Source organism: Endozoicomonas sp. (assembly GCF_051008435.1).
In the GTDB taxonomy this organism is placed as follows: Bacteria; Pseudomonadota; Gammaproteobacteria; order Pseudomonadales; family Endozoicomonadaceae; genus Endozoicomonas_A.
Genome location: NZ_JBPCXO010000275.1, coordinates 1 through 15,405, shown reverse-complemented (window position 1 = coordinate 15,405; position 15,405 = coordinate 1). Strand labels below are relative to the sequence as shown.

Sequence of the window (15,405 nt, the reverse complement as noted above, 5' to 3'; positions counted from 1 at the left end):
AAGGAGCGGTAATGCCAAGAGCGGTCTGAAACAGGTCTTCCATGTGAGCCTTCAGGTGAGTTCAATGGGGTGAGTGAAGTGGGTAAATATACATGGTTACCCACTCATTTTTCAAAAGAGCCTCAATTTTATCGAATTCTGGCATTAAGCCATTCCAACGTACAAAGGGTACATTGGCAGGTGTAATCGCCGGGTCCAGCATGTGTTCTGCCGGATGAGCATTCAGCGGGCTGGTATTCAGTACGGTGAAGTGGTCCGGCAGGTCTTCTGCTTTGGTCCATTTCAGGGTGGAGATATCCATTGGCTCCAGCCCTGACGGCCGGTTTTCAGCAAATACCCATCTCACAGGCAGGATAGAAGCAGCGGATGCGGTCAGTGCATGCTGCAGAAACTTTCTTCTGTTCATTCTGAGGAGCCCTGTTTACCTTATGGCATGCAGTCGTATTTATAGGTTACAGTGGCAGCATGCCAGCTTAAGGCTGTTTGCCTGCGTAGAAATAGTCAGCCAGACGCAGCATATCTTCTTCACTTAACAGCTGGGCGACTTTGGTCATGGTAATGTCCTGTCGCTTCCCGCTTTTGAAAGCATGTAATTGAGATATGAGGTAATCGCGATTTTGCCACTTAAGATCAGGGATCGTATTGAAATCGTTACTTCCCTCCTGACCATGACAGGCACGACACATATTGGCTAACTTTTCATATTTGTCGGATGCCTGAGCCGTTGTTACAACGGCTGAAGACAAAAGCAACAGTGCTATGGCTGCCCATGGGGTCAGATAGCGTCTGATGGAATCCGGTAAGTTCAAAGCGCAAGCCTTTACAATTTTTCAGATATTAACCCGGGCTTTTTAATTAAAAGACTTAAGTCTTGTGATTGCTATTAAAGGCGGGTGTTTTTTAAACGATTAATATCTTCTGTGTGTTTTGGTCTGATAAAGCTGGGTGACAGCTTTCCCCCTTTTGGTTTAAAAAGTTTGCATGGAGTTTACAAATGAAAATATACGTAGTGACCGAATTAATCGATTTTTATGAGTTTCTGTTAAATAAAACTTAATGCGGTGTTTTGTTATTCAAATAGCCTGTAGCTGATTTCTTATAATCATTAAAAAATAAATTTTTCGTACTTAAAACATAGATTAAATAATGTTGAATCGATTTTTTAATGTTGTTTTAGAGTTGAAAGAATTGAGTTTGATTTTGATGTTCTGTTTTTAGTAAAAAATGAGAATAGTTCTCCGTACAGTTTTTGCTCTTGATTCATTTTTTGAGCCTGGCTGGCTCTTTTGAGCAACAAAGAGGCTGAAATTTGCATCAGCCTCGTGGGTGGTGAGATTCATGAAGTTTGCTCAACCGCTGCTGGGCGATGTGCGTATAAATTTGTGTGGTCGACAGGTCACTGTGACCCAATAGGAGTTGAACAACTCTCAGGTCGGCGCCATGGTTCAGCAGATGAGTGGCAAAGGCGTGTCGAAGGACATGAGGTGAGACCGGGCTTTGAATGTTCGCCGTTATTGCATGCTGCTTGATCCGGTGCCAGAAAGTCTGGCGTGTCATCGGATTGTCGTTTCTTCCGGGAAAAAGCACCAGGCTCTCAGGATTGCTGATGAGAAAGGGCCTGCTTTCTTTCAGGTATTGCTGAAGCCAGTTCAGGGCTTCTTCACCCATAGGCACCAGTCTTTCCTTATCCCCTTTACCCTGAATGCGAACAATACCCTGCCTGAGGTTGATTTGATCCAGACTAAGATTAACCAGCTCCGATACTCTGAGTCCGCAGGCATAAAGAAGCTCGAGCATACAGCGATCTCTCACACCCAGTTCAGTGCCAAGATCCGGAGCGGCAAGAAGATGTTCAACATCGGCTTCAGTCAGGGATTTGGGTAATGATCGTCCTTGTTTGGGCATCTCAACATTGTGGGTAATGTCCTGACTGACTTCTCCTTCCCTTAACAGGTAGCGGAAATAGCCGCGCAGGCTGGATAGTGCTCGTGCTGTTGAAGTGGGTCGGAAATTTTGCGTATGGCGCCAGGCAAGGTAGTCAGTCAGATCTGAAGTGGATGATTTTTCAGGGGTGAGATGGCTTTGCTTGAGCCATGAAGAGAATTGATTAATATCTGTTTTGTAAGCTGAACGAGTATTCTCGCTGAGTCCCTTTTCAAGCCAGAGATGATTGAGAAACAGTTCGATGGACGTGTTGGGCATTATTGTCTGTATCTAAGATTTGAGCTCCTATTATTGCGGCAAAATGATTGATCGTAAAGAAAGCTGGAGTCTGCCGTCCATGGCAGTCAGCGTTCAGGGGGAAGCGACAGGTTCTTCTGGGATCTTGTTATAGATACCCAGCTCTTCAAGTCGGGTTTCGTTGAATTCAGCACCAAACTTATAGGCTCGTTCTCTGTCCTGAAGGCTGTAGAAATTACCTCGATCATAGCGTACAGGTGTAGTCCAGCCATCAGCAGAGTCATCAACATAAGCATTTTGTGAGTTCACATAAGCTTGAGCCAACTCTGAAGAATTAAGTTCGACGAAATGTTCAACAGACAGTTTGGGTAAAGAGGGGCCTTGGCTGACCCCTTTGGGGAGTGTCTGGTTGGTTATCTTTTTGACGTTCTGATCCGTCAGATCCAGCCAGGAAGCGACGATACCGCAGACCATAAACATGCCTTGCCTTGAGTAAAATTCACTCGGGTTTTTAAAGAGCAGGGATGGGTCATTTTCTGCAGCTGATTTGGCTTCTAGTGCACCTCTGGAGTTTAAGTAGGTGGTATAGTCCATCACCACGAACTGTCCATAGAACAGGTCATCTGTATCATCCCTTGGTATTTGTGGGTAAATACTCTTGTGTGTTTCGTCATCAAGGAGTCTTACAGAAATTTCAGGGGATACGTTATCAGGACTCTCTCCAGGGGCGCTCAAGCGTGCCATTGTTTTCATTTGAGAGTAAATGCAAACTTGCTGTCCTGTGGTAATGCCATTACGGATCTGACTGACGGAATGGACTTTTGTGTAATCCTTGAAGGATTTTGCTACATGTTTGGGGGCATCAACAGCTGAATAAGTGGGGATTTTATTAAATCCCTCTGCCGGGGTTTCAGCCTTCACTGAGCTGGCTATAGCTGTTACACACAATAAAGGGACTACTGCATAAAGCGGTTTTCTCTTCCAAGACATAATCATGTTACTCATTTTTAGAAATTAATGATCAATGACTACCCGTTCAGGTATTCAGCTCTTACTTAATATAAATTATGCAGACAAGTTGGCCGTAATGAGTGTTTTATAGAAATCAGATTCAGGTTTTAAATACCCGCAATAAGCCCCCTGGCATCTAGTGACAGTGCTGTGATATCCATAGGCATTTTCTGAGCTGATCATATAAAATAAATATTCATTCAGCATTTGTCTTTTTAATAATTAAAAAAGTGTCACGAAACACTCGGGAGTAAATTAGTTCAGCGTTTGTTTGTATGGAAATATTGTCTGGTAATATCTGGGGGCTTTTTTATGCGTTCAAGAACGGTTTTGTTTAATGAATATGGATGATGCTTTTAATTAAAAAGCATTTTATTCGACCATAGCATTATATGTGAGAGTGAAATTAACCGATTAAAAATTTACGTTAATCATTATAAAGGTCGGGAACTTATTCTTGTGGTTTTCTTATCCAAATAATGGTCTAGAATTCTTTCGTTGATTATTTCTATTCTATATGGGTTATTCCATTCTATTGTTGAATCGAGTTTTATGAAAATGCAAAAAATTCATCTGGTGTCAGGCCGAAGATTATTGCTGCCTGCGGTCTTGGTAGGGATTGCTCCCTTCTCTTTACTGGCGGAGGCTCAAGGTGGTACGGGTGGCCAGAATGGAGCATCTTTCACTACGCGAAATCAATATGGAGAAAGCTTTGACTTCAATGTGCCGCAAGCTTCTTCGTACGTGAATGATCTGGCTGAGCAGGAAAGGCTGAAAAGAGAACAGGAAAGGCTGAAAAGAGAAGAAGAGGCGAGAAGCAGGGATAACGGAAAAACACCGAAAGAACAGAGGCAGGAAGTGGAAGCCAAAGAAAGAAATCGAGTTGCTTTAGAGAATAGTGATAACTCGAATCCTGTTAAAGAAGACGTTGAAGATTCTGGTAAAGAAGAGACGGAAAAACCTGCAGCAGCTCCCGCTTCAGTCCCTGAAGAGAAGAGTCCTGGCGCATTACCTAAAGCGGCGGTATCTCCTGCGATAGCAACGGTTCCTTCATTCCCTCTGGTTTCATCGGGACTGGAGTCCAATCAAATAGTTCATCAAAATACGGTGCTTGTGAATTCCAGTATTATTGATCGACTGGGTTCAGGAGGGAGTTCCGGTTTTAACTCAGGAGGCCGTTTTTCAGACAATAATTTCTGGGGCGTTGTGAACTATTACACCGGCAAAGACGAGAATGATTCTGCTGGCAAATATGATCTGGAGTCTGGCGGTATTACTGTGGGCTATGATCTCAGTGGCGGCAGGATGGACGAGTTTACCTTTGGTTTTGCTTTTTCCTTTTATAATGGTGAAACCAGTAAGTCTCGTAACGATCTAAAACTTAAACAGGATTATGTTCTGGGCTCTCTTTACGGAAAGTGGGCTGTTGATATGTTCGATCTGATGGCTGCATTGCATTTTGGTAAAACAGAAAACAAGCAGGATCGTAAGGTCGCCGGTAACAAAATAAAAGGTAAATACGATTCAAAACTCTGGGGAGTCACTTTGCATGCCGATATTAATCTCTATGCCGGTGAAGTGGACTTTGTACCCTTCGTTGAATACAACTACCTGAAAAATGAGCTGGATGACTTTACTGAAGATAAAGTTGCAAATCTGAATACTTATTCTGTTAAAACGTCCAATTATAATATCTCCGAGCTGGGTGGTGGTATTAAGCTGAGCACACAAATTGATACCGGGTCTGCCAGTAATATTCTGTTAACAGGTTTACTGGCGGGCTATCACGATTTTAATGATGATGAGAACAAAACCACCATTTCTGGTGTCTATGGTCCAACATTAGCTTTGAGTCCTATCAATATGACCAAGGCGGATAAGAAAGATAAGGAACGTTACCGTGCGGGTGTCGGTGCTGAATGGGCAATGGATAGTGGCTTTGGTCTGGGTTTGACCTATGACTACCACTGGAATAAGAATGCCAAGATTAATGCTGTTGGTTTGCATATGAGCTATGCGTTCTAGCCCTGAGCACAGCAGAAGTTCAGTCCTTTAGCAAAGCGGTGGACTGATTTCTGTTTTTGAAACATAAAAAAAGCGACTTTCGTCGCTTTTTTTTATGGACTGACAAGGTTGCCGGATTGTCAGAACTTTTATTGCCCTGGGCATCATGCCCAAGGCTTTGGAACCCTAAAAGGTGTTTTCGCCGGAGGCGAAAGCGACCCTTAGTTGAGCTTTTCCTTGATACGAGCTGCTTTACCGCTCAGAGCGCGCAGGTAGTACAGCTTAGCTTGACGTACGTCACCGCGACGCTTCACATTGATAGAAGCAATCAGGGGGCTGTATGTCTGGAAAGCACGCTCAACGCCAACACCGCTAGAGATCTTGCGAACGGTGAAAGCGGAGTTCAGGCCACGATTACGCTTGGCAATGCAGACACCTTCGAACGCCTGCAGACGCTCACGGTTGCCTTCTTTAACCTTAACTTGTACAACCAGGGTATCACCAGGGCCGAAGCTTGGAATTTCCTTGGTCATTTGCTCTTGTTCGAGCGCTTCAATGATTCTGTTCTTGCTCATCTTAAATTTTGCTCCCGTTAGTCAAGTGTTCCGCCTGTTGAGTCTGCCTTGCCATAGCTTTTCTGAAGAGGCTTTTCTGAAGAATTCTGTTCCTGAATAAATTCAGACAACAACTTTTCTTCTTCACTGGTCAGTGTTCTGTCTTGCAACAGTTCTGGTCTTCTCAGCCAGGTTCTGCCCAGTGCCTGTTTGAGGCGCCATGCACGAATTTTTGCATGATCCCCAGACAGTAGGACTTCCGGCACTTTCTGCCCCTCGAAAACCTCAGGACGAGTATAGTGCGGACAATCCAGAAGGCCATCAGCAAAGGAATCCTCTAATGCGGAATCCTTGTGACCCAGGGTGCCCGGTACAAAGCGTGATACTGCATCAATCAGAGTCATGGAGGCGAGTTCGCCACCACTCAACACGTAATCACCGATCGACCATTCCTCATCGATTTCTTCGTTGATTACCCGCTCATCAATACCTTCATACCGCCCCGATACCAGAATAAGTCGCTTTTTAGCGGCCAGCTCCTGAACCCCTTCCTGATCAAGCAGGCGTCCCTGGGGAGACAGGTATACTACCGTGGCATCGGTTCCAGCAGCTTTTTTGGCTGCATGGATGGCGTCACGCAGAGGTTGAATTTTCATCAACATGCCGGGACCACCGCCATAAGGTCGGTCATCCACAGTTCGGTGTTTGTCGTGGGTGAAATCCCTGGGGTTCCAGGTTTTCACTGAGACAATCCCTTCTTTTACAGCACGACCAGAAATGCCGTGATCAGTAATGGCCCGGAACATTTCCGGAAAAAGGGTGACGACACCAAACCACATATCTGCAGTTACGGGTGATTGTTCATGGTTGTAAATCGGCTCGGGGCTGTTTGTCAGCTCGGAGCTGTCCATGTCAGTTTCACTCATAACGCTTAAAATTCCGGATCCCAGTCAATCCGAATGAATCCTGCTTCCGGATTCACTTCCAGTATCACCTGATCCAGTAACCAGGGAACCAGCCGTTCGCGTCGGTCAAGGCTGCCTTTGCAGGCTTTGATGACCAATACGTCGTTGGCACCTGTCTCCATCAGATGACTGGCTTTGCCCAGCAGAAGATCCTTGCCCGCTTCGTCAGCGGTAATTACTTCCAGACCTTCAAGCTGATGCCAGTAAATCTCGTCATCAGCCAAAGAGGGCAGTTCGCTTTCTGCGATCAGAATTTCGGCACCAGAGTACTGGCGGGCGATATCCCGGTCATCGCATCCGGCGATATGTGCAACCAGACCTTTGCCTTGACGGCGGCCCTGATTGACTTCAATGGTCTGCTGGCGACCATCTTGGCGCAAAATCCAGTGTTTATAGTTCAGAATGTTAGTCATGGGGTGGGTGTGTGAAAACACTTTGACCCAACCTTTCACTCCGTACACACCAGTAATACTTCCGAGCACAACCTGTTTAGGTTGAGTGGTTGCTGATGCTGTTTTCACTGGTTCTGTTCCTTTTGAGGTGGCTTTTTTAAACCGCTCAAGGCTTTTTTAAACCGCTCAAGGCTGTTTTATAAACAAGCTCAAGTCTGTTCAATCGCAACCTCAGGCTGCTTTAGAGTCTTTCAGCAGCTTGCTAACACGGTCGGATACGGTTGCACCCTGGCTTACCCAGAATTCAACGCGTTCCTGGTTCACACGCAGACGCTCTTCCTGACCACGGGCGCTTGGGTTAAAGAAACCTACGCGCTCGATGAAACGGCCGCCTTGAGCCTTACGGCTGTCAGCAACTGTCAGATGGTAGAACGGACGCTTTTTGGAACCGCCGCGAGCTAAACGAATTGTTACCATGGAATAATTTCCTGTAATCGTGATGTCCGGCAACGCTTGTCTCCAGAAGCGGCATAAGCCACTTCCAGACTCATGGAGCACATTCAGTGAGCCATGAAGGGCGCATATTCTAAGGAATAACCGTCCCGCTGACAATAAGCTTGACACTTATCTTGTTGCGGAAAGTCTCAACAAAGGCCGAGGAGGGCCGTGATTGTTAGTTCTGCTGACAACCTTGTTATGAATTATATGTAGTACAAAAGTTCTAACAGTCAGAATTTGTTCGTTTCGGAGGTTGCCCATGGCTAGGGTTTATGGCCATCAGGACTTTTCGCAAATACCTGTCTATACGTCAGGTCCATCATCTGCTTCTACAGACCCACAAGGTGGGGTTTATGCTTCTCAAGGGCTGAACTATACCTCCGGGCTAAGAAAAAGTTACCCGGAGCTGGCTCTGGCTGAGCGGGAGATAAAAGGGGTAGACTTCGCCTATCTGATCGAAACCCTGCTCAATGTCATCTGGCAATGGGGTGGGTTGTTTTGTGAAATTCTTTTCGCTGAAGGAAAGCAGGAGGTCGCTACGCAAGAGCTGGTGACGCCTGGAGGGAGTGAATATCCGGTGAATGCCAGAGAATATCTCTCCGCTGTGGTGCTCAATCCTTATGCACCTGAGCGGGATAAACGTCATGCCAAAGCCAATCTGGCCCGAGTCTTAATCGATGAGGACCGTTCTTTGCAAAACAGATTGAGGCAACGATCGGACTGGAAGGCGCTGACAGAAGTCTTTGCCAGTGAGGAAAAATCATTATCCCTGGGGTTGCTAAGTATCCATTCTTTGAGAAACAACCTTTATAGGGGGCGACCAGGCCGTCATGAGTGTTTGAATATCCCCAGGTTGGATATTCGGGATCTGGAAGGTTGAGGCGGTTTAAATCGTATTAAACTGTCGGAGAATCAGAGAGACTTCCTGGATTCTCTGTTCAAAACTGGCCTTGCTGGCTCTTTCGTGGCGGGTATGGTCGCCATCACCAAACGGACCAAAGCCGTCCAGGGTAGGAGTGCCTGTTGCAGAGGCGGTATTGGCATCGCTGACACCTCCCCGCTTTTCAGTGGGCAGAGCGTATCCGAGCAATCCTTCAATCTCGTTCAGCAAAGCCTTCTGTGACTCAGTGCTTTCCATAACATCCCTTTGTATACCGCCACTCAGTGAAGCAGTAACCCCTTCGACCCAACACTCCTGAGCTATCGCCTTAATGGCTTGCATGATTCGATCCCGTTCGGATGCACAGGTAAAGCGGAATTCGATGGTCAGGCTGGCCTTGGGGGAAATGGTATTGGCACCAATACCGCCTGACATTTTGCCAGCGTTGACGGTGGTTCCCGCTTCAAGATCGGTCAGTTCAGTCAGCGCAATCACCATCTTCGCAGCAGCAAGATTGGCGTTGCAGCCTTCCGTGTATTTATTGCCGGCATGGGCTGCCTTACCTTCCAGTTCAATGAACAGGGTGGCGACGCCTTTGCGGGCTATGACGACTTCATTGTTTTCACCGGCAGCTTCAAAAACCAGACAGGCGTCGTAGTCTTGTGCCAGCTCCGCTGTAAGGTACTTGCTGTCATCGCTGCCTGTTTCTTCGTCACTGACCAATAACATATCAATGTTGCTGATTTGTCCCTGCTGTCGATGGATCTGGCGAAGGGCTGTCAGAGCTACATGGTTGCCTCCTTTCATATCGCAGGCCCCAGGGCCGTATATCCAGTCCTGATCTTCATGAAAGTCGGTGAACGTATTGATGGGGAAAACAGTATCCAGATGACCAAGAAGCAGTAGCTTACGACCTTCCGTCTGTTTTGATCTGAAGTGAAGGTGGTCACCAATTTCTTTCCGCTCATGGCGTTGGGTTTGAAAACCCAATGCTTCCATCCATTCTGAGAAAATCTGACCTACTTGATCCACACCGGGTTTATTCCTGGTGTGAGAATTGATCACAATAACAGAAGCAAGTTCTTTAAAGTCCACAGCAGTTTCTTCGTCGTGTTAATAAGGCATTCAATAAATCGATTTGGGTATGTTAATTAACGATTATGGATTCGTCTTAATTAACAAAGTGTTAATTTTTTTATAACAAGTACCCGCTAAGAGGGTTGAAACTAACACAAGAAATTGTTCTGAAAAGAGGGGAAAATGTAACAGTCTGTCGAAAAATTGACCTGCATCAAAAAATAGGCGCATGTCTTAAAAAGTCAGTTAACAAAAAGGATGGTGCTAGGTATATTTGCAGCAGGATCTAAGGGGTTGCACAGAGGTTGCTGTTTCACTCTTGTGGCTTCTGTGGGAAGACCTGTAAACATCTGATAACTACTGTCAGGTGTTTCAGTGTGTTTATGCCATCTCCTTGATTCTGAAACTATAACACTTCCTTGTTGCTTCTAATTAAGATGTGACAAACAAACGTTATTGCTCAAATTCCAATTTTTTATTTATCACCGACAAGTTCTACAGGAATTGATCATGTCTAAGTACACCGTTGGACTCTGGCTGTACCAGAATGGTGGCGGAGATGTTATCCAGCGAAAGTTGATTGAGCGTCTGAGAGAAAGAGACATAGGTGTCATCTCCGGACTCAACCTGGCCAAAGCACTGGCCCATAAAGGCTCAATTGTGTGCAATGGCGTTAATATGGAAGATCTGGACCTGTTCTTCACTTACAACGCAGGTCAGCAAACCCAGTATCAAATGTATCTTTACGAGATGCTGGACCGGTGCATTCCTATTATTAATAACTACCGTTCTTTTGCCTTAACAGAAGATAAGTTTAAAACCACCCACTTGCTGCGCAGACATGGGATAAACACGCCTGACTACTGTCTGTGTCGTCACAACAATCTGGATGCATTACGTGCCAGTATGGTCGACTGGGGCGGCAGAGCTGTTTATAAGCCTACTGATGGCTGGGGCGGAACCGGTATTGTTCGTCTGGACAATGAAAGTGCTCTGGACATGCTGCAACCCTTTATCAACAAAATTGATATTCAGCACTTCTTTGTAGAGCGTTTTGTTCAGAACGATCACACTGATTTTAGGATTGATGTCGTAGATGGTGATTATGTGGGTTGCTATGGTCGCAAGGCACCTCAGGATGACTGGAAAACCAACATCACCAGTGGTGGCAGCGTCATTGCGCGTGAACCTAATGATGAAGTGGTTCAGCTGGCTATCAAGGCGGCAAAAGTGACCGGCCTGGAAATCGCCGGGGTTGACCTGATTTATGATCAGGAACGTGAAGAATACGTTGTGTTGGAAGTGAACGGTATTCCAGCATTTGCTACACCGGATCAAGAAGAGTTTGGTCTGGATTTCAATGATCGCAAGATTGATAAAATTGTTGAAATGATAGAAAGAAAAGTCACCGTGAACAAACTGGTTGATGTTGAAATGAATCCTCTTTCTGAAAAGATAGTTGAAGAGGGCGTTGATAAAAGGGTTGAGGAAGCTGTTCATGCCGCATAAGAACAACAGACTGCCGAAGATTGGGCTGCTCTATCTGGATCATGTACTGCGCTTTTTTGATAAGTCCAATTTTCGTGGCTGGCCTGACAAGATAGAAACGGTCGTTTACCACTGGGGCAATGACAAAGAGCGCTTCATTCAAGAAGTGAAGCGCAAGAATATTGAAGTGCTGATCGGCAATATTCCGGCCACCGCTTATGAAACCTTTCGGGAGATTGCCCGGGAGCTGCCAGAGGTGCAGTTTGTACCTTCCATGGATGCCCAGTTTGCCAACAAATCCAAGGAAAATGTGACGCACTTCTGTGAGAAATACCATCTTCCGATTCCCAAGACCCGAATCTTTTATGATCAGGACGAGGGCAGGGCGTTTCTAAGAAATTCAGACTATCCCAAGATCATCAAGCGTTCCTATGGTCCTTCCAATTATGGGGGCTTTTACGTCCACAAAGTGGACAGTAAGATCGAAGCGCTGGAACTGATGGCAGAGAAGAAATATTACCCTCTGTATATTCAAGATTTCGTCCCCATGAAGGCGGATATCCGGGTGATGCTGATTGGTCACAAGCCAGTGTGTGCATTCTGGCGTCGTCCTCCTGAAGGCGAATGGCTGACCAATACGTCACAGGGAGGCAGCATGGACTATATGGATGTGCCTAAAGAAGCCCTGGAAGTAGCAGTCAGAGCATCCAAAGCGGCCAATGCTGAATACTGGGCCTGTGATATTGCTGTGAGCCATGATGATCAATACAGTATTCTGGAGTGTGCAACGGCGTTTGCTGCTTTCCCTTATATCCGGGACTGGATTGGTCAGTACCTGATGTGGAAATTGTCAGCCGGTAGAATGCGCTGCCCACATCTGCCTCTCTATAACTGGGAAGAGCTGGGCAAGATGTCTTCCTCAGTACTCAGAACTATGCGATACATCCATTTTGGTCGCTCAGCAGAAGCGCAGCCTATGACTGATACGGCGGAAACTTTCACTCGTATGGACAAAGAGGGTTATCCCATTATTGATACCCATGATCGATACGAAGAAGAGTGGCCCAGTGAAGTCTGGAATCGTCAGGACAATTACCGTCAAGACGGCAGGGCAGTGTCCTCTGAAGAGGTTGGCTCAATCGACAGGTTGCAGGCACTGGACACCGGTATTGAAGATACTTTGTCTTTGCACTGAGAAGCCATGATTTTAAGGTAGCGTGTATGGGGTGAGGGCAGTGGCTTTCACCCCCTCTGTTTAGATTCCCTCCTCTTGAGTTTCAACGCCAGTGTCCTGGGCAACAGGGCCACTTTTCTGTCGTGCTTCTTTCATTCTGTGGTTGGGAAAGTCATCCTAACAGGGTAAAGTTATACGACAATGAACAAAAGTGTTCTGGCAACCGATTCATAAGCTTAACAAGCTATTGTCAGTGTTTGCCAAGTCAACACAAGGATTTTAGGCCGAGCTTTATACTCGCTCAGGCTCCCAGGCATGCTTCATCATAATTACAAGTCTCTAGCCTATGAAACAACAATATATTTCGTACCAGGAAACCATCGATTTTCTTAAACAGGCCATGGGCGAGCACCCTGACCTGATCCGTCTCCAGAGTATCGGAGAGACCTGGGAAGGCAGACCTATCATGTTGGTGACTGTCTCTCAGGATGTGGCTTATGCGGATGAAAAACCGGCTCTTCTATACACCGGCACAATTCATGCGCGTGAGTGGATTGGTATAGAGCTGGCGAATAAATTCATTCGCTACATTATTGAAAACTATAAGACCAACCCAAAACTGCTCAGGGCGCTCACTCGCAATACACTGTATATGGTGCCTTGTCTGAATCCGGATGGTTTTGAATACTCCCGTCGCCATTTTTCCTTCTGGCGAAAGAATCGTCGCAATAACGGCGACGGTACTTTTGGTGTGGACCTGAACCGGAACTTTGGGGTTCGATTCCGCAAAAATACCGATACCAGCTCTGTGGTTTACGGTGGTCCAGAAGCATTTTCTGAGCCAGAGACCCGGGCTATCAAGGATTTTGTTGATAATCGCCCCAACATTACCGTAGCTCTTGATTATCACTCACAGGGTAATGTCTTTTTCCCGGCCCACAAGTTTAATCATGAAGAAGAGATTGAGGGAACGGATCTGAATATGCTCTGTGCCAATATGGCTGGAGAAATTCGCAAGGTGACCGGGCGGCAGTATGGTATCCATCGTGGTAAGCCGCCCTTTAATCTGATTCACGGCAGTGGTCGTGAATATTATTACAGTAAGGGAATACTGTCTGCCGTTGTTGAAGTGGGCACACGGAATATTCCTGACTACCTCATGAATATGTCTCAGAGTGTGGATGAGAACATTCCGGCTCTGTTGTATGCCCTTGAATCGGCCATCAATTACTCGCACCACGCCCCTGAACGAGTCACTTCACTGAAGGCAGAGCAGATTTCTGCCCAGGATGTGGTGTTGAGTTGGGAGCATGACAGTCAGTCCGATATTTACTTCGAAATTTATCGCAATGAATCTCCCAAGCAACCCTGCATCGAGCAAAACTGTATTGCAGTCACTGGCACAAGAACCTATACCGATGTGCAGCTGAAGAGTGGTCAGCGCTATTACTACACCATTCGGGCTGTCGACCGGGTTTCTGGCATCAAATCGCCTTTTACTCCCATGCTGAAAGTCAGAACCCGTATGGCGAATGACGAATTTTTATATACCCTGTTTCCTGCCAGAAAAGAGGTGGGGTATGTGGGAGAAAAGACGCTCACGCGCAATACCGATCACTTTGGTCATAACTCTCTTTTTGTGGGTGTTAATAAACATAAAGGGTGCTGCTACGGTGTGATCGCTTTTAATCTGGAGAATATGCCGGCGGACGCTCTGATCAAGAAAGCGACATTCTCTCTCTATCCCATGAACCGGGTGAATGCCAAGATTGAAAAGTACGGTGAGTGGTCTGTCTCCATTCTGGACAGTTCTGAAATCAGTGATCTCACCAGTTACGATCAGATCGCCAAAGCATCGGTCATACAAACCTTGGGTGATGCCATTGAGTCCGACAGTCTGACCCAGGGAATATGGATGGATTGGGACTTCTCTGCGGTCGAAAAGCGTCTGCTTCAACAACAGATAGAACAGGGTCGCTTAATACTTCGTATTGAAGGGCCTGATGAGTTGCCTTTGGGCAATGACTCTCAAATGATGCAGTTTGATATTGGCTATGGGCGCTTTGGTGGGGGTATTCATTATCGTCCCAGTATGGAGCTGACCTATACCCGCTCCAGTCAGCAATTGCACCTGGAGCCTTCCAGTCTTCATACCATTGATAAGCAGGCGGTTGTTGCGGGTACGTTGAAATCCGGTTTTGATGAGGAGGGTGACAAGGTATACGGACATTTGGCCTTTAACCTTGAAGGGCTGCCTGATCCTGAAAAAACAGTCATCACATCTGCCTATATTAAACTGCGAGCCAAAAACCAGCTGAAAACCCGCAAGGATATCCGCTTCACCATTGAATTGGCCGAGCTGGAAGAGCTGGATTATGAAAACGTCCAGAATAGACAGCAGATTGAGTACCTGGGCTATGAAGTCAGTAATGCTCAGTTGAGAGACAATCCCAGTCATCATTTCATGTTTGACAGTTATTGCCGGACGATTCTGGAAGAATTACACGGCAAGGAGCAACCGGTCTATCTGATAGTTCGTCCAACCACGCCCTCTCAGGAAAAGAATGCCATTATCGACTGGCATGGTGATGGGGATGCCTGGCAGACAGAGCTGGTTATTGAATACATAGAACGTCGGAAAATTCCGGTTACGCCACCTTCTGAACTCACTGCTGTGATGGAAAAAGGTCGGGTGAAATTGAGTTGGAAAAATCCGGATGATGAAGATTTTGTCGGTTGCTATGTGGTCCGGAATCGTTTCCAGCCGCCCCGTTCTCCTCTGGACGGAGTTAAACTCTATGGAGGACAGGACGAATACACTTACGACGATTTTGGTAACCCCAATATTCCGAAGTACTACACCGTCTTTAGCTATGACAATGTGCCTAACTTCTCAGCCCCGACAACGGTCATGTTCAGTGTTGATGAAGTGATTCCAGTGGTGGAAGAGGACCATTATGAAACTCAGGAAGAGGAAGAGTTTCGTCTGGGTGGTCTGGAAAGATCAGAATTGAATGTAGAGCCTATCGATTAGTCTAAAACCCTCCTCGTCTTGGAGGTTGTCGCAAAAGGTAGCGAGCGCAGGCGAGACAAGGCAAAAAATGACGAAAAAGCGGAGTTTACATTCAGTAAATGAGCATTTTGAGTCATTTTTTAACGACGTATCGGCAAGCGCAGCCCT

14 protein-coding genes are annotated in these 15,405 nt (G+C 46.3%); 5 read left to right on the top strand and 9 right to left on the bottom strand.

All coding sequences use genetic code 11. From position 1 onward, the window contains the following. Positions 1-61: 61 nt before the first annotated feature. The 4 genes from ACR2PX_RS14110 to ACR2PX_RS14095 all read right to left on the bottom strand — a co-directional run bounded on the left by ACR2PX_RS14110 (position 62) and on the right by ACR2PX_RS14095 (position 3,171). Positions 62-406 carry a hypothetical protein gene (locus ACR2PX_RS14110; protein ID WP_433999992.1) on the bottom strand — a complete coding sequence of 115 codons (345 nt, stop codon included), beginning with the start codon at positions 404-406 and terminating at the stop codon, positions 62-64. 67 nt (positions 407-473) lie between these two features. Further along, entirely contained in the window at positions 474-809 is a 336-nt protein-coding gene (locus ACR2PX_RS14105) for a c-type cytochrome (RefSeq protein WP_433999991.1), read from the bottom strand. A 505-nt stretch (positions 810-1,314) separates the two neighbouring features. Next, positions 1,315-2,202 carry a site-specific tyrosine recombinase XerD gene (xerD, locus tag ACR2PX_RS14100; RefSeq protein ID WP_433999990.1) on the bottom strand — a complete coding sequence of 296 codons (888 nt, stop codon included), beginning with the start codon at positions 2,200-2,202 and terminating at the stop codon, positions 1,315-1,317. A 93-nt stretch (positions 2,203-2,295) separates the two neighbouring features. Next, a complete protein-coding gene (locus tag ACR2PX_RS14095; RefSeq protein ID WP_433999989.1) occupies positions 2,296-3,171 on the bottom strand; it encodes a hypothetical protein in 876 nt (291 codons plus the stop codon). Positions 3,172-3,744: 573 nt separating this feature from the next. Between ACR2PX_RS14095 and ACR2PX_RS14090 the strand changes: the two genes are divergently transcribed. After that, positions 3,745-5,217, top strand: a complete 1,473-nt coding sequence (locus ACR2PX_RS14090; RefSeq protein WP_433999988.1) for an autotransporter domain-containing protein — start codon at positions 3,745-3,747, stop codon at positions 5,215-5,217. A 200-nt stretch (positions 5,218-5,417) separates the two neighbouring features. Here the strand turns inward: ACR2PX_RS14090 and rplS are convergent, their stop codons facing one another. The 4 genes from rplS to rpsP form a co-directional block, all read right to left on the bottom strand. Beyond that, entirely contained in the window at positions 5,418-5,771 is a 354-nt protein-coding gene (gene rplS, locus ACR2PX_RS14085) for a 50S ribosomal protein L19 (RefSeq protein WP_433999987.1), read from the bottom strand. A 17-nt stretch (positions 5,772-5,788) separates the two neighbouring features. Beyond that, a complete protein-coding gene (gene trmD / locus ACR2PX_RS14080) occupies positions 5,789-6,589 on the bottom strand; it encodes a tRNA (guanosine(37)-N1)-methyltransferase TrmD (protein WP_433999993.1) in 801 nt (266 codons plus the stop codon). Between the two features lie 92 nt (positions 6,590-6,681). Beyond that, complete coding sequence (gene rimM, locus ACR2PX_RS14075; protein ID WP_433999986.1) at positions 6,682-7,236, bottom strand: ribosome maturation factor RimM; 555 nt, start codon at positions 7,234-7,236, stop codon at positions 6,682-6,684. Between the two features lie 102 nt (positions 7,237-7,338). Continuing rightward, positions 7,339-7,584, bottom strand: coding sequence for a 30S ribosomal protein S16 (gene rpsP / locus ACR2PX_RS14070; RefSeq protein ID WP_433999985.1), 246 nt, complete (start codon positions 7,582-7,584; stop codon positions 7,339-7,341). 280 nt (positions 7,585-7,864) lie between these two features. Between rpsP and ACR2PX_RS14065 the strand changes: the two genes are divergently transcribed. Then, positions 7,865-8,485, top strand: coding sequence for a hypothetical protein (locus tag ACR2PX_RS14065; RefSeq protein WP_433999984.1), 621 nt, complete (start codon positions 7,865-7,867; stop codon positions 8,483-8,485). 6 nt (positions 8,486-8,491) lie between these two features. Here ACR2PX_RS14065 and ACR2PX_RS14060 read toward each other — a convergent pair whose 3' ends face one another. Beyond that, positions 8,492-9,580, bottom strand: a complete 1,089-nt coding sequence (locus ACR2PX_RS14060) for a M20 family metallopeptidase (protein ID WP_433999983.1) — start codon at positions 9,578-9,580, stop codon at positions 8,492-8,494. Between the two features lie 492 nt (positions 9,581-10,072). On the opposite strand from ACR2PX_RS14060, the gene ACR2PX_RS14055 reads away from it, so the two are divergent. The 3 genes from ACR2PX_RS14055 to ACR2PX_RS14045 all read left to right on the top strand — a co-directional run bounded on the left by ACR2PX_RS14055 (position 10,073) and on the right by ACR2PX_RS14045 (position 15,258). Beyond that, on the top strand, positions 10,073-11,071 hold the full coding sequence (locus tag ACR2PX_RS14055) for an ATP-grasp domain-containing protein (protein ID WP_433999982.1): 999 nt from the start codon (positions 10,073-10,075) through the stop codon (positions 11,069-11,071). Further along, a complete protein-coding gene (locus ACR2PX_RS14050) occupies positions 11,061-12,245 on the top strand; it encodes an ATP-grasp domain-containing protein (protein WP_433999981.1) in 1,185 nt (394 codons plus the stop codon). The genes ACR2PX_RS14055 and ACR2PX_RS14050 overlap by 11 nt, the downstream gene beginning before the upstream one ends. 325 nt (positions 12,246-12,570) lie before the next feature. After that, the gene (locus tag ACR2PX_RS14045) at positions 12,571-15,258 is read left to right on the top strand and encodes a M14 family zinc carboxypeptidase (RefSeq protein ID WP_433999980.1); all 2,688 of its coding nucleotides are present in this window, start codon (positions 12,571-12,573) and stop codon (positions 15,256-15,258) included. The last annotated feature ends 147 nt before the right edge of the window (positions 15,259-15,405 follow it).